15 protein-coding genes are annotated in these 15519 nt (G+C 46.7%); 8 read left to right on the top strand and 7 right to left on the bottom strand.

Features of this window, described 5'->3' with window-relative positions; translation table 11 throughout:
* Positions 1-35: 35 nt before the first annotated feature.
* From FD961_RS02270 to FD961_RS02240, 7 genes are read right to left on the bottom strand one after another with little or no spacing between them, the layout of a single operon-like run.
* Positions 36-1700, bottom strand: coding sequence for a carboxylesterase/lipase family protein (locus FD961_RS02270; RefSeq protein ID WP_215393934.1), 1665 nt, complete (start codon positions 1698-1700; stop codon positions 36-38).
* 53 nt (positions 1701-1753) lie between these two features.
* Positions 1754-2209 (bottom strand): molybdopterin synthase catalytic subunit MoaE, encoded by a 456-nt coding sequence (gene moaE / locus FD961_RS02265; RefSeq protein ID WP_215393933.1) that lies wholly within the window; start codon positions 2207-2209, stop codon positions 1754-1756.
* Position 2210: 1 nt separating this feature from the next.
* The gene (moaD, locus tag FD961_RS02260; protein ID WP_215393932.1) at positions 2211-2468 is read right to left on the bottom strand and encodes a molybdopterin converting factor subunit 1; all 258 of its coding nucleotides are present in this window, start codon (positions 2466-2468) and stop codon (positions 2211-2213) included.
* Positions 2469-2486: 18 nt separating this feature from the next.
* Positions 2487-3713: a gephyrin-like molybdotransferase Glp gene (gene glp / locus FD961_RS02255; RefSeq protein ID WP_215394321.1), complete on the bottom strand. Its 1227-nt coding sequence runs from the start codon at positions 3711-3713 to the stop codon at positions 2487-2489.
* Between the two features lie 55 nt (positions 3714-3768).
* Positions 3769-5211, bottom strand: coding sequence for a threonine synthase (gene thrC, locus FD961_RS02250; protein ID WP_215393931.1), 1443 nt, complete (start codon positions 5209-5211; stop codon positions 3769-3771).
* A gap of 8 nt (positions 5212-5219) precedes the next feature.
* Positions 5220-6530, bottom strand: coding sequence for a homoserine dehydrogenase (locus tag FD961_RS02245; RefSeq protein ID WP_215393930.1), 1311 nt, complete (start codon positions 6528-6530; stop codon positions 5220-5222).
* A complete protein-coding gene (locus tag FD961_RS02240; protein WP_071464768.1) occupies positions 6527-7783 on the bottom strand; it encodes a pyridoxal phosphate-dependent aminotransferase in 1257 nt (418 codons plus the stop codon). The genes FD961_RS02245 and FD961_RS02240 overlap by 4 nt, the downstream gene beginning before the upstream one ends.
* Before the next feature lie 79 nt (positions 7784-7862).
* Here FD961_RS02240 and FD961_RS02235 point away from each other — a divergent pair, with 79 nt between their 5' ends.
* Genes FD961_RS02235 through FD961_RS02200 form a run of 8 tightly spaced genes read left to right on the top strand, consistent with a single transcriptional unit; the run spans position 7863 to position 15512 of the window.
* Positions 7863-8240: an Mth938-like domain-containing protein gene (locus FD961_RS02235; RefSeq protein ID WP_215393929.1), complete on the top strand. Its 378-nt coding sequence runs from the start codon at positions 7863-7865 to the stop codon at positions 8238-8240.
* The gene (locus FD961_RS02230; protein WP_215393928.1) at positions 8240-9931 is read left to right on the top strand and encodes a glycosyltransferase family 39 protein; all 1692 of its coding nucleotides are present in this window, start codon (positions 8240-8242) and stop codon (positions 9929-9931) included. The genes FD961_RS02235 and FD961_RS02230 overlap by 1 nt, the downstream gene beginning before the upstream one ends.
* 10 nt (positions 9932-9941) lie before the next feature.
* Entirely contained in the window at positions 9942-11105 is a 1164-nt protein-coding gene (locus FD961_RS02225) for a DegT/DnrJ/EryC1/StrS aminotransferase family protein (protein ID WP_215393927.1), read from the top strand.
* Between the two features lie 41 nt (positions 11106-11146).
* Positions 11147-12109, top strand: coding sequence for a glycosyltransferase (locus tag FD961_RS02220; RefSeq protein WP_215393926.1), 963 nt, complete (start codon positions 11147-11149; stop codon positions 12107-12109).
* Positions 12110-12979 carry a formyltransferase gene (locus tag FD961_RS02215; protein ID WP_215393925.1) on the top strand — a complete coding sequence of 290 codons (870 nt, stop codon included), beginning with the start codon at positions 12110-12112 and terminating at the stop codon, positions 12977-12979.
* A gap of 37 nt (positions 12980-13016) precedes the next feature.
* A complete protein-coding gene (locus FD961_RS02210) occupies positions 13017-14063 on the top strand; it encodes a bifunctional UDP-4-keto-pentose/UDP-xylose synthase (protein ID WP_071464762.1) in 1047 nt (348 codons plus the stop codon).
* Between the two features lie 22 nt (positions 14064-14085).
* Positions 14086-15003, top strand: a complete 918-nt coding sequence (locus tag FD961_RS02205) for a polysaccharide deacetylase family protein (RefSeq protein WP_215393924.1) — start codon at positions 14086-14088, stop codon at positions 15001-15003.
* Positions 15004-15044: 41 nt separating this feature from the next.
* Positions 15045-15512, top strand: coding sequence for a peroxiredoxin (locus FD961_RS02200; RefSeq protein ID WP_071464760.1), 468 nt, complete (start codon positions 15045-15047; stop codon positions 15510-15512).
* Positions 15513-15519: the final 7 nt, after the last annotated feature.

Raw genomic sequence — 15519 nt, 5'->3', positions numbered from 1 at the left:
AGTGGTGGTTTTGTAAATTATATTAATGGCTGGTTTCAAAAAGCATCTTTTAAGCGCTCAAGCGCAAAAATCTCTCTCAGATGGAGCATCTGGTAATCAACGCGCTCCTTGAGTAGGTCCGTAATAGTCTCTTTATCGTAAGAGAAACTTCTCATGACATCTGACTTAAGGCTATACATTGGCCAATTTGCTTGACCGCTCACGTTTGGGTTTCCAGTCTTTGCAAAAGCAGCCCAGCTTGCAGACATTTTTTCAGACGTCGCAATATCTTGTGGATCATTTTTATCTGTAATTGGGTACCAGTACTTTGCCCACACCCCTTTTTGTTTTAGATCAGCAGTTGCTTTTTCTATTCGGGCGCAATGGTCATTGGCAGACTCCACTTTTTTTGGCGCCTGTGGCATGAGCCCATAACTACCAAAAACATAACTGATCTCAAATGTATGAGGTACACCTGGGTAAGCGGGACGAATATTTTTAGTCAGGTAATCATAGTAATAGGCATAGCCAGGAGCAATACCATTCATGCTATCTGCAAGAAGTTTGGTACTACCGCGATACAACATATCACCCATAGCATCCGAAGAGGCTATGCATTGATCCTTAACATCTCCGTAGAGCATAGAAATAATTTTCGGATCTTCGCGAAACATTTTGGAGAGTGCCGACAGAGATGGCTGCCCTGGAACTAAAAAACTGGAGTCCCAGCTGTTTGTTCCAATCATGAATGGGACTTTAGCCTGCTTGCCTGCGGCAAATAATGGAACGGGATCGCCCTTCAAGATCTGGCCATCAACAAAAGGGCCACCGAATTCACCTTGCTCAAAATTCGCAGCAGTCAGCACTAATTTCTTCACTGGAAGAGCTCTCATCTCTTTCAGTGATTTGGCGCCTACAGCCGCCATATATTTGGCATCAATCTCGGTCTCGGGTGCCATACCTAGATGCTTGTGAGTCATACCACGCAAAGGGCTTTGCTGGGCACTCTCTGCAATTGCTCTATGGAATAAGCCTCTTGCTGCATCCGAAACCATGAGCCACGTCACACTTCTACCGCCCGCCGACTCACCAAAGATGGTGACGTTGTTAGGGTCGCCGCCAAATGCAGCAATATTATTTTTGACCCATTTGAGAACGGCAATTTGATCCATGGTGCCGTAATTGCCAACGGGCTCACCATTTGCTTTTGCCTCTTCGATTAACTCCTTTGGAGCAAAGAAGCCAAAAGTACCCAATCGATAATCAAAGGTCACCACAATAACGCCATTCTTCACCAAATTGATTGGGGTAAATTGCGCATCTCTACTGCCATCAACCAGCAAGCCACCACCATGAATCCAGACCATTACTGGCAAATTTTGACTAGACTTGGTTGGAGTGAATACATTTAACTTCAGGCAATCCTCGCTGCCAGGCAAAGCTAAGCCTGTGCTTAAATTCTTGACGTAAGGTTGAGGGCAAGCATCACCAAACCGACTAGCGTCCCTAGTGCCACTCCATGCGATAGCAGGCTGTGGTGGCCTCCAACGAAGATCACCCATTGGTGGGGCTGCATAAGGAATGTTCTTAAAGGCATTCATGTTGTACTCAACAACACCTTGAAGGCGACCATCCTGAATTTGAACAGTTGGCCTATCGCTTGCAGCATAAGCAGGCATTATGAAGCTAGCAAATAATAAGAAGGTAGTTATTTTCTTCATGGAATATCTTTCTAAGCAGCAATACACGTTCTAAAGCAAAAAACAGTTCCGTTTTATTTCTGTTGCCAACGAGCCATTGCAGCCTCATCAGTTATACGCGCATCTACCCAGCGAGCGCCATCAGGCGTATCTTCTTTTTTCCAAAAAGGGGCAGCAGTCTTAAGGTAATCCATGATGAACTCACAGGCGGCAAATGCTTCACCTCGATGAGCACTGCTTACTGCTACCAAGACGATTTGATCTTCTGGGAGAAGTGGCCCTACACGATGAATTACCAGCGTGTTAAAGATATTCCAACGGGCTTTTGCTTGGACAATGATTTCTTCTAAGGCTTTTTCAGTCATGCCAGGGTAGTGTTCGAGTGTCATACCCTTCACTTGACTGCCATCATTCAGGTCGCGCACGGTACCCAAAAAGCTGACTACCGCCCCTACCCTAGGATCGTCTTTGCGCAGCGCTGCCAATTCAGCGCTGATATCAAAATCTTGTTCCTGAATTCGGATTGGCATACTAACCCCCAGTAACTGGTGGAAAGAATGCGACCTCAGCACCATCTTGCAAAGGAGTATTGGGATCAACCATGTGCTGGTTAAGTGCGCAGCGTAAGGCTTTTCCCTCAGCCAAAGCAAGAGCCCAAGCGCCACCTCTATTTACTAGATGGATTCTCAGCTCTGCAATAGTTTTTACTGAATCAGGGGTCTCAACACTTTCCTGTGAGATGCCTAAGGCCTCACGTAAAGAAGCAAAGAATCGTAATTCGAGTTTCATTAGAGAATCGTAAACCGATTATTTAAGAAGTGCATCAAAAGGGATGTACTTCACTAAATCACCTTTTTTGATCGGCTGTCCTGGTGGGCAATCTACGAGACCATCGCCCCATGAGGCGCTAGTCAGAACACCTGAACTTTGATTGGGAAATAAATCCAGACCACCTTGCGTATTGAGCTTGACTCGCAAGAACTCGTTGCGGCGATCCGCTTTAAGCCAATCAAAATCAGCGCGCATTACATAAGATTGATGTGGCTTTTCTTCACGACCCTGTAGTTTCAAGATAAAGGGGCGCACAAATAATAAGAAAGTCACAAAGCTAGAGACTGGATTACCAGGTAAACCAATAAACCAAGCCTCACCATCTTTTGGCTCGTCCGATTTGCGAACCGCACCAAATGCCAAGGGCTTGCCGGGCTTAATTGCGATCTGCCAGAGATCGAGCCTCCCTTCAGCGCTCACTGCCGGCTTAATGTGATCCTCTTCGCCAACAGATACACCACCCGAGGTAATGATTAAGTCATGATCTTTGCTCGCTTTACGTAGCGCAGCTTTAGTCGCATCTAGGCGATCCGGAACAATACCTAAATCCGTAGCATCACAACCTAAGGATTTAAGGCAAGCCAGTAAAGTATCGCGATTGGAGTTGTAGATGCCACCTGGCTTCAATGGCTCACCAGGAAGCGCCAACTCGTCGCCAGTAAAGAACGCAGCAACTTTAACGCGACGCTTTACCTTTAAGTGAGTTAAGCCCGCAGAGGCAGCAACGCCTAATTCTTGGGGGCGTAAAAATGTTCCCGCAGTAAGCGCGGTTTTACCAGCAGTTAAATCTTCGCCTCGACGGCGTATCCACTGACCGACGGCTGGAGTAATGTTGACCTGAACTTGATCTACAGAACCTTCAGGCATTGCGCAATCTTCTTGCATGACGACCGCATCAGCCCCGGGAGGCACAGGAGCACCAGTAAATATACGGGCAACAGTACCAGGCTCAAGCTGAGTGCCTACTGAACCCGCTGGAATACGTTGTGCAATTGTGAGAATACTTCCTGAAGATTGGATATCAGCAGTTCTGACGGCATAACCATCCATTGAGGTGTTATCGAGCGGAGGTACATCTACCAAACTATTAACATTTTCAGCAAGAACACGGCCAAGTGCAGCCTGCATTGGAATGCTCTCACTGTCACTAACTGGGTTTGCATGAGAGAGCAAATGATCTAAGGCCTGCTGTGCAGTCAACATGGGTGGCTTAGTCATAACAATAGGAATTGTTGCTTTAAATGATCTAGTTATAAATCTAATTGAGATGCGTCGTAATGAAATCTTTGACCTGATTTACATCGGCATCAATATTCTCGACGCGCTGTGGTTTTGATTTAATGTCTTTAAACGAAGGTGGACACTCTGCGGGCCGGCCAAGAGCCTCTTGAATCGTCTCTTCAAACTTAATCGGCAATGCGGTCTCAAGCACCAGCATAGGAATACCGGCTTGTAAATGCTCTCGAGCTACCTTCACGCCATCAGCAGTGTGTGTATCAATCATGACGCCGTACTGCTCATCAACATTACGGATAGTTTCTAAGCGATTGGTGTGGTTGCTGCGTCCAGATTGGAAGCCATATTTACCAAGATTCTTAAAGACAGCATCTTGAGAGATATCAAAGCCGCCAGTCGTGTCGACCTGCTTAAACATGGCAGCAGTTGCATTGCCATCTTGGCCCATGAAATCAAATACAAAGCGCTCAAAATTACTCGCCTTAGAGATATCCATGGATGGACTAGAAGTGTGCAGAGTCTCGGCTGACTTGCGGGCACGATAGACGCCGGTGCGGAAGAACTCATCGAGTACGTCATTCTCGTTCGTTGCTACAACGAGATGCGCAATCGGCAAGCCCATCATACGAGCGATATGACCAGCACATACATTACCGAAATTTCCAGATGGCACAGTGAAAGATACCTTCTCTGCGCTTGACTTGGTTGCTAATAAATAACCTTGGAAGTAATACACCACTTGAGCCACTACTCGACCCCAGTTAATGGAGTTCACGGTACCAATTTGGTTCTTTGCTTTAAAGGCATGGTCATTACTTACTGCCTTAACAATATCTTGGCAGTCATCAAAGACACCCGCTACTGCTAAGTTAAAAATATTAGGATCTTGCAAGGAATACATCTGAGCGGATTGGAAGGAGCTCATCTTGCCGCGCGGTGAAAGCATGAAGACCTTGACGCCTTCTTTGCCGCGCATGGCGTATTCAGCTGCACTACCAGTGTCGCCAGAGGTGGCACCTAAAATATTCAGATGTTGACCAGCGCGTTTTAGAGCGTATTCAAAGAGATTGCCAAGCAACTGCATCGCCATATCTTTAAAGGCCAAAGTTGGGCCATTAGATAAACTCAATAAGCCAACGCGTGTACCGCTCTCTTCGCCCAACCAATGTATAGGCGTAATATCTTTGGCATTGTCTTGAGGCCTACCATTACAGTAGACCTGCTCGGTATAAGTTTTACGCAAGAGTGCGCGCAAGTCTGCTTCTGGAATATCGTCACAATACAAACTTAAGACTTCATAGGCTAGATCGGCATAAGACAAACCACGCCAAGAATCTAGCTGGGCAGGTGTGACCTGTGGATATTGCATTGGCAAATATAAGCCGCCATCCGGCGCCAATCCACCTAGCAAAATTTCTAAGAAGGATTGTTGTGGGCTATTGCCACGAGTAGATTGGTAACGCATGGATTTAATTAAGACAGATTTTCTAAACGAATCTTCACCACTTCGCCAGCAACCGTTTTGAGATTCTGAATCTCTTGAATTGCGGCAAGCATGTTCTTCTCTTTGGTTTCATGAGTCAACGCAACTAAGTCGGTTTGACTTTCACCTTCATCAGCCTCTTTTTGCAAGAGTGCATCAATGGATACGCCATGCGAAGCCAAGATCTTGGTGATATCAGCCAATACGCCAGCCTGATCGGCTACACGCATACGCAGGTAGTAACTGGTAGTGATCTCACCAATCGGCAGGACCGGTGTGTCTTGCACTGCATCTGGCTGGAAGGCCAAGTAAGGAACACGATGCTCAGCATCAGCGCTCAATAAGCGAGTGATATCGACTAAGTCAGCAATTACTGCAGAGGCTGTTGGCTCAGAACCAGCCCCTTTACCGTAGTAAAGCGTTGTACCAACAGCATCGCCAAACACTTGCACTGCATTCATAGCGCCCTCAACGTTCGCAATTAAACGCTTCGAAGGAATTAATGTTGGATGTACGCGCAACTCAACACCAGTGCTTGTTTTCTTGGCAATGCCCAATAACTTGATGCGATAGCCCAATTGTTCTGCGTAACGAATATCAATTGCTGCTAATTTAGTGATGCCTTCAACGTGCGCTTTTTCAAACTGCATTGGAATACCAAATGCAATGGCACTCATGATGGTTGCCTTATGAGCAGCATCGACACCTTCAATGTCGAAAGTAGGATCTGCTTCTGCGTAACCTAGGCGTTGCGCTTCTTTGAGAACGGTTGCAAAGTCTAAGCCCTTGTCACGCATTTCTGAAAGAATGAAATTGGTTGTGCCATTGATGATGCCGGCAATCCATTCAATACGGTTGGCAGTTAAGCCTTCACGCAAGGCTTTAATAATTGGAATACCACCAGCAACTGCTGCCTCAAAAGCCACCATCACACCTTTAGCGTGGGCCGCCTTGAAAATCTCATTGCCATGAACGGCAATTAAAGCCTTATTAGCTGTAACCACGTGCTTACCAGCGGCAATTGCCTCTAAAACCAAGTCCTTAGCAATGCCGTAACCGCCAATCAACTCGACAACGATATCAATTTCTGGGTTGTTAATCACCGCACGGGCGTCATTGACCACCTGCGCACGGTCTTTAACGAGCTCCTTGGCGCGCTCTACATTTAAATCAGCGACAGTATTAATGCGAATGCCACGACCAGCACGACGCGTAATTTCATCCTGGTTACGCTCGAGAACAGTGAATACGCCACCACCAACGGTGCCAATACCTAGTAGACCTACTTGAATCGGTTTCATGATGCCTTTGCTGCAGTTGAAGAAGCCTTGCGGCCATGCTTATTACGATAACGCTCAAGAAAACGTGCCAGGCGACCAATCGCCTCTTTCAGAACATCCTCATGAGGCAAGAACACTACGCGGAAGTGATCAGGTTTGCCCCAGTTAAAACCAGAGCCCTGCACTAACAATACTTTCTCTTCTTTCAAGAGATCAGCAACAAACTGTTGATCGTCTTCAATTGGGTAAACCTCGGGATCTAACTTTGGAAATAAATACAAAGCCGATTTTGGCTTTACACAAGACACACCAGGAATTTCCGTGATGAGTTTCCAAGCAAGATCGCGTTGTTTTGCCAAACGACCACCATCGCTGACTAAGTCGTTAATGCTTTGATATCCACCTAAAGCAGTCTGAATTGCGTACTGACCAGGAACGTTTGCACACAAGCGCATGGAGGCCAACATATTGAGGCCCTCAATATAATCGCGCACCATCTCTTTATCACCTGAAACCACCATCCAGCCTGCGCGGTAGCCGCATGAGCGGTAGTTCTTTGACAAGCCATTAAAGGTGATGATGACGACATCGTTCGACAAAGATGCGAGAGAAATATGCTTCTCGCCGTCATACAACATTTTGTCGTAGATCTCATCGGCGAACAAAATTAAACCATGTTCGCGAGCAATTTGAGTGAGCTCAAGCAATACTTCTTTAGAGTAAATCGCGCCCGTTGGATTGTTTGGGTTAATCACCACAATCGCTTTAGTACGAGGCGTAATTTTTTTGCGCAGATCGTTTAAGTCTGGCGCCCATTCTTTAGACTCATCGCAAAGATAATGCACTGGTGTACCACTGGATAAACTAACAGCAGCAGTCCAGAGCGGATAGTCAGGGGTAGGCACCAATACTTCATCGCCATCATTTAAGAGAGCGTTCATAGAAAGCACGATGAGTTCGGACACACCATTGCCGGTGTAAACATCATCCAAGGTCACACCCTGAATGCCTTTTTCTTGGCAGTACTGCATGATCGCTTTGCGAGCTGCGAAAATACCTTTAGAGTCAGAATAAGCAGAGGCGTTACTCAAATTCCGAATCATGTCCAACTGAATCTCTTCAGGAGGATCGAAGCCGAAAACCCCTACGTTTCCGATGTTTAATTTGATGATTTTGTGACCTTCTTCCTCCATGCGCTGAGCTAACTCGAGCACGGGCCCACGAATGTCATAACAGACGTGATTGAGTTTTTGGGACTTTAGGATGGGTTTCACAATAAATTAAAGGGTAAGTTCTTGAAATCTTGGAAAAAACAGCTGGCTATAATCCACATAATTATGACAGAGAGTCCACTTGAAGCTTCAATCTGACCCGCATTCTGGAGCCAATGCAATCACTGGCTATGGCGATGGCTACGTGGAGATCAACCACGTCCCATATGCCCATGCGGTTCTACTTAGTTCTAATGGGGCTATTTCTGAGTGGCCAATAAAGTCTTTTGGAGATCTAGAAGAAGGCCATTTTGCTCAAATGGTCGATCTCAGGCCTGAATTAATCCTCATTGGCACAGGCAGTCGTCAGCGCTTCCCCAAGCCCGAGCTCCTGAAAGCCCTCATCCAAGCCAAGATCGGCTTTGAAATCATGGATTCCCAAGCGGCCTGCCGCACTTACAACATTCTGGTGGGTGAAGGACGTCAAGTCCTGCTAGCGCTGATTGTGGAGCCTGCTTAATGCAGTTTGGCCAAATTCGGCAGTCTTCAGCACTTCATCCCGGCAAGATTTTGCTCTTGCTCCTCATTTATGCCTTGCTCTGGTTCGGGACCCTGAACTACCGCCATCTCATTCCTTCTGACGAAGGTCGCTATGCAGAAATGGCCAGAGAGATGCTAGTTACGGGTGATTGGGTTACCCCTCGCTATAACGGCTACAAGTATTTTGAGAAGCCACCACTACAAGTATGGGTGACAGCCGTCACATTTCAGGTATTTGGAATAGGAGATTGGCAAGCGAGACTTTGGTCTGCACTCACTGGCTTTCTGACAATCCTAGCAATTGGTTTTACTGGTACGCGCATCTATAACGCACGAGCGGGATGGTTGGCTGCTGTGGTTTTAGCATCCAGTCCGATGTGGGTAATTAGCGGCCACTTTAATTCTTTAGACATGGGTCTATCTGCTTTTTTAGTTGCCGCCCTTTGCAGCCTCTTGTTTGCACAAACTACTCATAACAAATCAAGCAGTCGTAATTGGATGTGGATTTGCTGGGTCTTCATGGCACTCGCAACACTATCAAAGGGCGTCATTGGTGCAGCTATTCCTGCGATGGTTTTAATTGCTTACTCCATCAGCACTTGGGACTGGAAAATCTGGACACGCTTGCGTTTATTGAGTGGATTAATTTTGTTCCTCCTTATCACTGCACCCTGGTTTGTATTGGTGGCGCAACGCAACCCAGAGTTCTTGGAGTTTTTCTTTATTCATGAGCACCTTCAACGCTTTACCCAAGACGCACATAGCCGAACAGGGCCTATCTATTACTTCGTGCCCCTGCTCTTAATTGGTATATTGCCATGGGCATTACAAATTCCTGGCTCGATCGCACAAGCTTGGCAAGAGCGCAGAAGAGAGTTCTCTAGTGGCTGGTTATTGGTGTGCTGGTCTGTGATGATCTTTGGGTTCTTTAGCGTGTCGCACTCCAAATTGCCTGGATACATCATCCCCATCTTTCCAGCGCTAGCCTTATTGATCGGTAATCGTTTGGATCATCTATTGGGACACACCAACTCCATGGCCACGTCATGGAAACTGCAAACACTCGGATTTGCGCTGTTAGCTTGTATTGGCTTTTTCTTCTTAGCGGAAATTGGTAAGCAAGCAAGGCCCGATGAAATTGAATCCTATGCGCAATACACATATTGGGTAATTGCCGCATTGGTAGCGCTAATGAGTTTTAGCGCGTTTGCAGCACTGCAATCAAAGCGCAATGGCTTACAAAGCATTGTGAGTTTTGCAGTCGGCTTTTTCTTGTGCGCCATCATCGCTGGCACTGGTCACGAAACATTGGGGCGCGCTGTATCAGGCATTGATCTGGCTTATAGAGTAAAAAATTCTATTCCTGCGAATGTGAATATCTATTCCGTGCGCTTACTCGATCACACGATGCCGTTTTATTTAGGCAGGACCATGGTCATGGTTGAAGATCCAGATGAGCTTCAGTTCGGCGTTAACCAACAGCCAGAATTGTGGCTCCCGACCCTAGATGCTTTCATCGTCCGCTGGAAAGATGACCAAACCGCCTATGCCATCATGGTTCCCGAGCAGTATGTGGCCCTCCAAGGCTTGAACCTGCCAATGCAGGAGGTCGATCGCGACTCTCGTAGAGTGATTGTGAAACATCCCGACATGGCCAACATGGCGCAGTAATATAGAGCTCATGTCAAACACCCCTGCATTCATCCCCTTCACACGCCCCAGCTTTAATCAAGAAACCATTGATGCTGTAGCTGAAGTGTTGCGCTCTGGTTGGGTAACCTCAGGACCAAAGCTGGCAGAGTTTGAAGCAACGCTAAGCGAATACTTTGGCGGTCGTCCTGTGCGTTGTTTTGCTAATGGCACTGCAACCATGAAGATTGCATTGCAAGTGGCTGGTATTGGCGAGGGTGACGAAGTCATCACCACACCAATCTCCTGGGTAGCTACATCGAATGTTATTTTTGGCGTTGGCGCCAAACCCGTTTTTGTGGATATTGATCCAGTTACACGCAACCTTGACCTGAATAAAGTGGCGGCAGCAATTACTCCAAAAACCCGTGCCATCATGCCCGTGTATTTAGCTGGATTGCCGGTTGACATGGATCAACTCTATGGTTTAGCCAAACAATACAAGCTGCGTGTGATTGAAGATGCTGCTCAAGCTTTTGGTTCGCAATGGAAAGACAAGAAGATCGGCAGCTTTGGTGATCTGGTCAGCTTTAGTTTTCAAGCCAATAAGAATCTCTCTACCGTCGAGGGCGGCTGCCTTGTTTTAAACAACGATGCCGAAGCTAAACTTGCTGAAAAGTTCCGCCTCCAAGGCTTAACCCGCCAAGGCATGGATGGAATGGATGTCGATGTGTTGGGCGGCAAAGATAACTTGACGGATGTCAACGCGGTCATTGGCTTGCATCAACTCAAACAATTGCCCTCCTATCAAGCACGACGTACTGCATTAGCGCGCCAATACTTTGATGTGATCCGTGCTGAATTGAAATTAGCTGGATTAGAAAATCTCAAATTAGAGCTACCCGTTGAAAACTTTAGCGATAGCAACTGGCATATGTTTCAAGTAGTGCTCCCGCTTGAGCAGCTCGATTGTGATCGCGCTCAAATCATGACCGAATTAAAAGACCTTGGTATTGGTACTGGCGTGCACTACCCTGCCATCACTGGTTTCACCCTCTACAAAGAGCGGGGCTATAAAACAAGTGATACTCCAATAGCAGAACGGATTGGTCGCTCTATTCTGACCCTGCCTTTATTTCCAGGCATGGCAGACGAAGATATTGGCCGCATCTCCAGCGGATTTGTCGGAATCCTTAAGAAACACCGCAAAAACTAGCCTTATTGGGTTAAATCCTCAGAATCAGGCAAAATTGCAGCATGACTGCCAATTTAGTTGCCAACCCGAAGCTCAGCATTGTTATTCCCGTTTACAACGAGGAAGATGGTCTCCAAGCATTATTCGACCGCCTCTACCCAGCGCTCGATGCGCTTGCTGCCAAGCGCAATATTGCTTACGAAGTCGTTTTTGTAAATGATGGCAGTAAAGATCGTTCAGCCGGCATTCTGGCAAAACAAGTTGAATTACGCCCTGACGTTACGCGCGCGGTTTTATTCCACAGCAACTTTGGTCAACACATGGCGATCATGGCTGGCTTTGAATATGCCAAGGGTGAATACATCATCACCTTGGATGCAGACTTACAGAATCCCCCCGAAGAAATTGATGCATTGACTGAGCAGCTACTCAAAGGCCATGATTATGTAGGCACCATTCGCGCAGATCGTCGTGATAGCTTCTTCAGAAAATTTGCTTCACGTGCCATGAATCATTTACGTGAAAACATTACTCGCATCACCATGACTGATCAAGGATGCATGTTGCGCGGTTATAGCCGTCGCATTGTTGACTTAGTGCGTCAATGTGATGAGAACAATACTTTCATACCAGCCTTGGCTTATACCTTTTCTGCAAACCCAATTGAAATTACCGTTAAACACGAAGAGCGTTTTGCTGGAGAGTCAAAGTACAGCCTCTACCAACTCATTCGCTTGAACTTTGATTTGGTAACCGGCTTTTCTATCATGCCCTTGCAGATCTTCTCGATACTCGGGATGCTCTTATCCCTCGCTGCAGGCAGCCTATTCGTCTACCTATTAGTACGCCGCTTCCTTCTGGGTGCTGAGGTAGAGGGCGTATTCACCCTCTTCGCACTAACCTTCTTCCTCATAGGCGTAATGCTTTTTGGGCTTGGCTTATTGGGTGAATATATCGGCCGCATTTATCAGCAGATCCGCAATCGCCCGCGTTATGTTGTGCAAACTGTTCTAGAGAAAAAATAATTGCACGCAGTCGTATTCGCATATCACGATGTTGGTGTCCATTGCCTCAGGGCATTACTCAAGGCTGGCATTGAGGTTGATCTCGTAGTAACGCATCAAGATGATCCTAATGAGAATGTTTGGTTTGGTAGCGTTGCCAAACTCTGCCAAGAGAAAAGCATTCCTTACATCACACCAAGCGCTAGTGAGTTAAGTAATTTAATCCCGAAGTTTGAGGCACTATCACCGGATTACATTTTCTCTTTCTACTATCGCCATATGATTCCGGCACAGATTTTGGCTTGCGCCAAAATTGCTGCATTGAATATGCATGGCTCATTGCTTCCAAAGTACCGCGGACGCGCGCCAGTCAATTGGGCCATCTTGCATGGCGAGACTGAAACTGGCGCCACCTTACATGTGATGGAAGCAAAACCTGACGCAGGGGATATTGTTGGTCAAGCATCGGCAAGTATTGGTCCTGATGAAACCGCTACAGATGTCTTTGGGAAAGTTAGCGGAGCAGCTCTTGAGGTCATCAATCAAGTTCTGCCAGATCTGATTCAAGGAAAAGTCCCACGCAAGCCCAATGAACTCGCAAAAGGCAGCTATTTTGGCGGCAGAAAGCCCGCAGATGGGCAAATTCACTGGAATCAAACCGCCCAACAGGTCCACAACCTTGTCAGGGCTGTTGCACCCCCTTATCCAGGCGCTTTTACTGAACACCATAGCAAGACCATGATTGTGGCCAAAACCAGCCTAAAAGGACCTTTTCCTGCCAATCTAGATCTTGGGGCTACAGGCATCCAAGTGGTTGATAATCGGGTATTCGGCATTTGCGGCGACCGCCAAGCAGTTGAAATCTTGGAATGGTTTCCAGCAAGCAAATAAGCAGCACTACAAATTAGATTAAAACGAGGCAGTAAAGATGAAAAAAGTACTCATTCTTGGCGTTAACGGTTTTATTGGCCACCACCTTTCCAAGCGCATCCTGGAGACAACTGATTGGGATGTCTACGGTATGGATATGCAGAATGATCGCTTGGGTGATTTGATCAATCATCCGAGAATGCACTTCTTTGAAGGTGATATCACCATCAATAAAGAATGGGTTGAATATCACATCCGTAAATGCGATGTCATCTTGCCTTTGGTTGCGATCGCTACACCAGCAACTTATGTACAGCAGCCACTCAAAGTATTTGAGCTCGACTTCGAAGCCAATCTCCCCATCGTGCGTTCCGCTGTTAAATACAAAAAGCACCTTGTGTTTCCATCAACCTCTGAGGTTTATGGCATGTGCGAGGACAGCGAGTTTGATCCAGCTAAATCGAATATGGTTTACGGCCCAATTAATAAGCCACGCTGGATCTACGCCTGCTCCAAGCAGTTAATGGATCGTGTGATCTGGGGTTATGGCATGGAAGGTTTGCGCTTTACCCTCTTCCGCCCATTTAACTGGATTGGTCCTGGACTTGATAGCATCTACACACCCAAAGAAGGCTCCTCCCGCGTAGTGACTCAATTCTTAGGCCACATCGTTCGTGGCGAACCGATTAACTTGGTTGATGGAGGTGCACAGAAACGCGCCTTCACTTATATAGATGACGGCATCGATGCACTGATGCGCATCATAGACAATAAAGACGGCATTGCAAACGGCAAGATCTATAACATCGGCAACCCAAAGAACAATCACTCTGTTCGCGAATTAGCCAATCAGATGTTAGACATCGCACGCAGTATTCCTGAGTACGCTAAAACAGCAAATGATGTGAAGATTGTGGAAACTACTTCTGGCGCATATTACGGTGAAGGCTATCAAGACGTTCAAAACCGTGTTCCAGCTATCGACAACACGATGAGTGAATTGGCTTGGAAACCGACAACGACGATGGCAGATGCACTCAAGAATATTTTTGAAGCGTATCGCCAAGATGTTGAAAAAGCCCGTTCTTTAGTTGATAAAGAATAAGTAGAAATAGACTCAAGGATTCATGGCTAAGATTGCTCTCAAAGTTGATGTCGATACCTTACGTGGTACTAAAGAGGGCGTTCCCAATCTAGCGCGTACCCTTGAGCGCTTTGGCTTAAAAGCCACCTTCCTATTTAGCCTTGGGCCCGACCATACTGGCTGGGCTTTAAAGAGAGTCTTTCGTCCCGGTTTTCTAAAAAAAGTGAGTCGCACTTCGGTTGTAGAGCACTACGGCATCAAAACCCTACTCTATGGCGTTTTACTTCCCGGTCCTGATATCGGGAAAAAAGCAGTTGCAGAAATGCGCGCAATAGATGAAGCCGGCCATGAAACAGGAATTCATACTTGGGACCATGTTGCTTGGCAAGATGCCGTTCGTAATCAAGACTCAGCATGGACCAAGGCAATGATGCAAAGAAGTTGGGATCGCTTTGTGGAAATCTTTGGGCATGCACCAGCGACTTATGGGGCAGCTGGCTGGCAAATGAATGAAGCCGCATTTGAACAACTCGACCAGTGGGGAATTACCTATTCCTCCGATGGAAGGGCTGAGCCCAACTTGATACCTTATCGACTTGCGCTTGCCTCAGGCAAAGCAAAGCATGTGCAATACCCGACCACCCTTCCTACTTTTGATGAACTGATTGGTATTGATGGTGCTGATGAATTTTGGGCAGTTAAAAAGCTCCTCGAGATTACTCAGAGCAACCCCAATGATCAAGTCTTTACTCTGCATGCTGAATTAGAGGGTCAGAAGCTGTTGCCTGCCTTTGAACAGCTATTGGCTGGATGGCTAAACCAGGGTCATGACCTCGTCACCATGGGCGAGCTTCATCAATCCTGGAAGGCTACCAATCAACTGGATAAAATAGCGGTACTACCACTGACTTGGGGTGAAATACCCAACCGAAGTGGTGAATTGATTATTCAAAATAGCTGAACTAGTAATACCAATAGATAAATTACAAACGAAAGATCATCATGACAGTCACTATCGGCCAACCTATTCCAGCATGTTCTATTCCTGCGACATCGGGCCTGACTTTTTCTCCAGCATCCGCGACTGGGAAAAAATTAGTTCTCTACTTTTACCCAAAAGATATGACCCCAGGTTGCACTGCTGAGTCCGGTGAGTTTCGTGACAACATCGAAGCCTTTACTAAAGCCAATACTCTGATCGTTGGTGTATCCCGCGATAGCCTGAAGTCTCATGACAATTTCCGTAGCAAATTAGAACTCCCGTTTGAACTGGTTTCTGACGCCGAAGAAAAGCTCTGCCAACTCTTTGGCGTCATCAAGATGAAGAATATGTACGGCAAACAGGTCCGCGGTATTGAGCGCAGCACCTTCCTATTTGACTCCTCTGGCAAGCTCGTTCAAGAGTGGCGCGGCCTTAAAGTTCCAGGGCATGTGACAGAGGTATTACAGGCCGCTCAAGCTGCCAAATAATTTTTAC

It is taken from the genome of Polynucleobacter sp. TSB-Sco08W16, from assembly GCF_018687455.1.
Classification (GTDB): domain Bacteria; phylum Pseudomonadota; class Gammaproteobacteria; order Burkholderiales; family Burkholderiaceae; genus Polynucleobacter.
This window is presented reverse-complemented; position numbering and strand designations above follow the sequence as displayed.

Excerpts from the sequence above, each read along its gene's own strand:
- FD961_RS02270 (WP_215393934.1), bottom strand. The coding sequence starts at position 1,700 with ATGAAGAAAATAACTACCTTCTTATTATTTGCTAGCTTCATAATGCCT.
- moaE (WP_215393933.1), bottom strand. The coding sequence starts at position 2,209 with ATGCCAATCCGAATTCAGGAACAAGATTTTGATATCAGCGCTGAATTG.
- moaD (WP_215393932.1), bottom strand. The coding sequence starts at position 2,468 with ATGAAACTCGAATTACGATTCTTTGCTTCTTTACGTGAGGCCTTAGGC.
- glp (WP_215394321.1), bottom strand. The coding sequence starts at position 3,713 with ATGTTGACTGCACAGCAGGCCTTAGATCATTTGCTCTCTCATGCAAAC.
- thrC (WP_215393931.1), bottom strand. The coding sequence starts at position 5,211 with ATGCGTTACCAATCTACTCGTGGCAATAGCCCACAACAATCCTTCTTA.
- FD961_RS02245 (WP_215393930.1), bottom strand. The coding sequence starts at position 6,530 with ATGAAACCGATTCAAGTAGGTCTACTAGGTATTGGCACCGTTGGTGGT.
- FD961_RS02230 (WP_215393928.1), top strand. The coding sequence starts at position 8,240 with ATGCAGTTTGGCCAAATTCGGCAGTCTTCAGCACTTCATCCCGGCAAG.
- FD961_RS02225 (WP_215393927.1), top strand. The coding sequence starts at position 9,942 with ATGTCAAACACCCCTGCATTCATCCCCTTCACACGCCCCAGCTTTAAT.
- FD961_RS02220 (WP_215393926.1), top strand. The coding sequence starts at position 11,147 with ATGACTGCCAATTTAGTTGCCAACCCGAAGCTCAGCATTGTTATTCCC.
- FD961_RS02210 (WP_071464762.1), top strand. The coding sequence starts at position 13,017 with ATGAAAAAAGTACTCATTCTTGGCGTTAACGGTTTTATTGGCCACCAC.
- FD961_RS02205 (WP_215393924.1), top strand. The coding sequence starts at position 14,086 with ATGGCTAAGATTGCTCTCAAAGTTGATGTCGATACCTTACGTGGTACT.
- FD961_RS02200 (WP_071464760.1), top strand. The coding sequence starts at position 15,045 with ATGACAGTCACTATCGGCCAACCTATTCCAGCATGTTCTATTCCTGCG.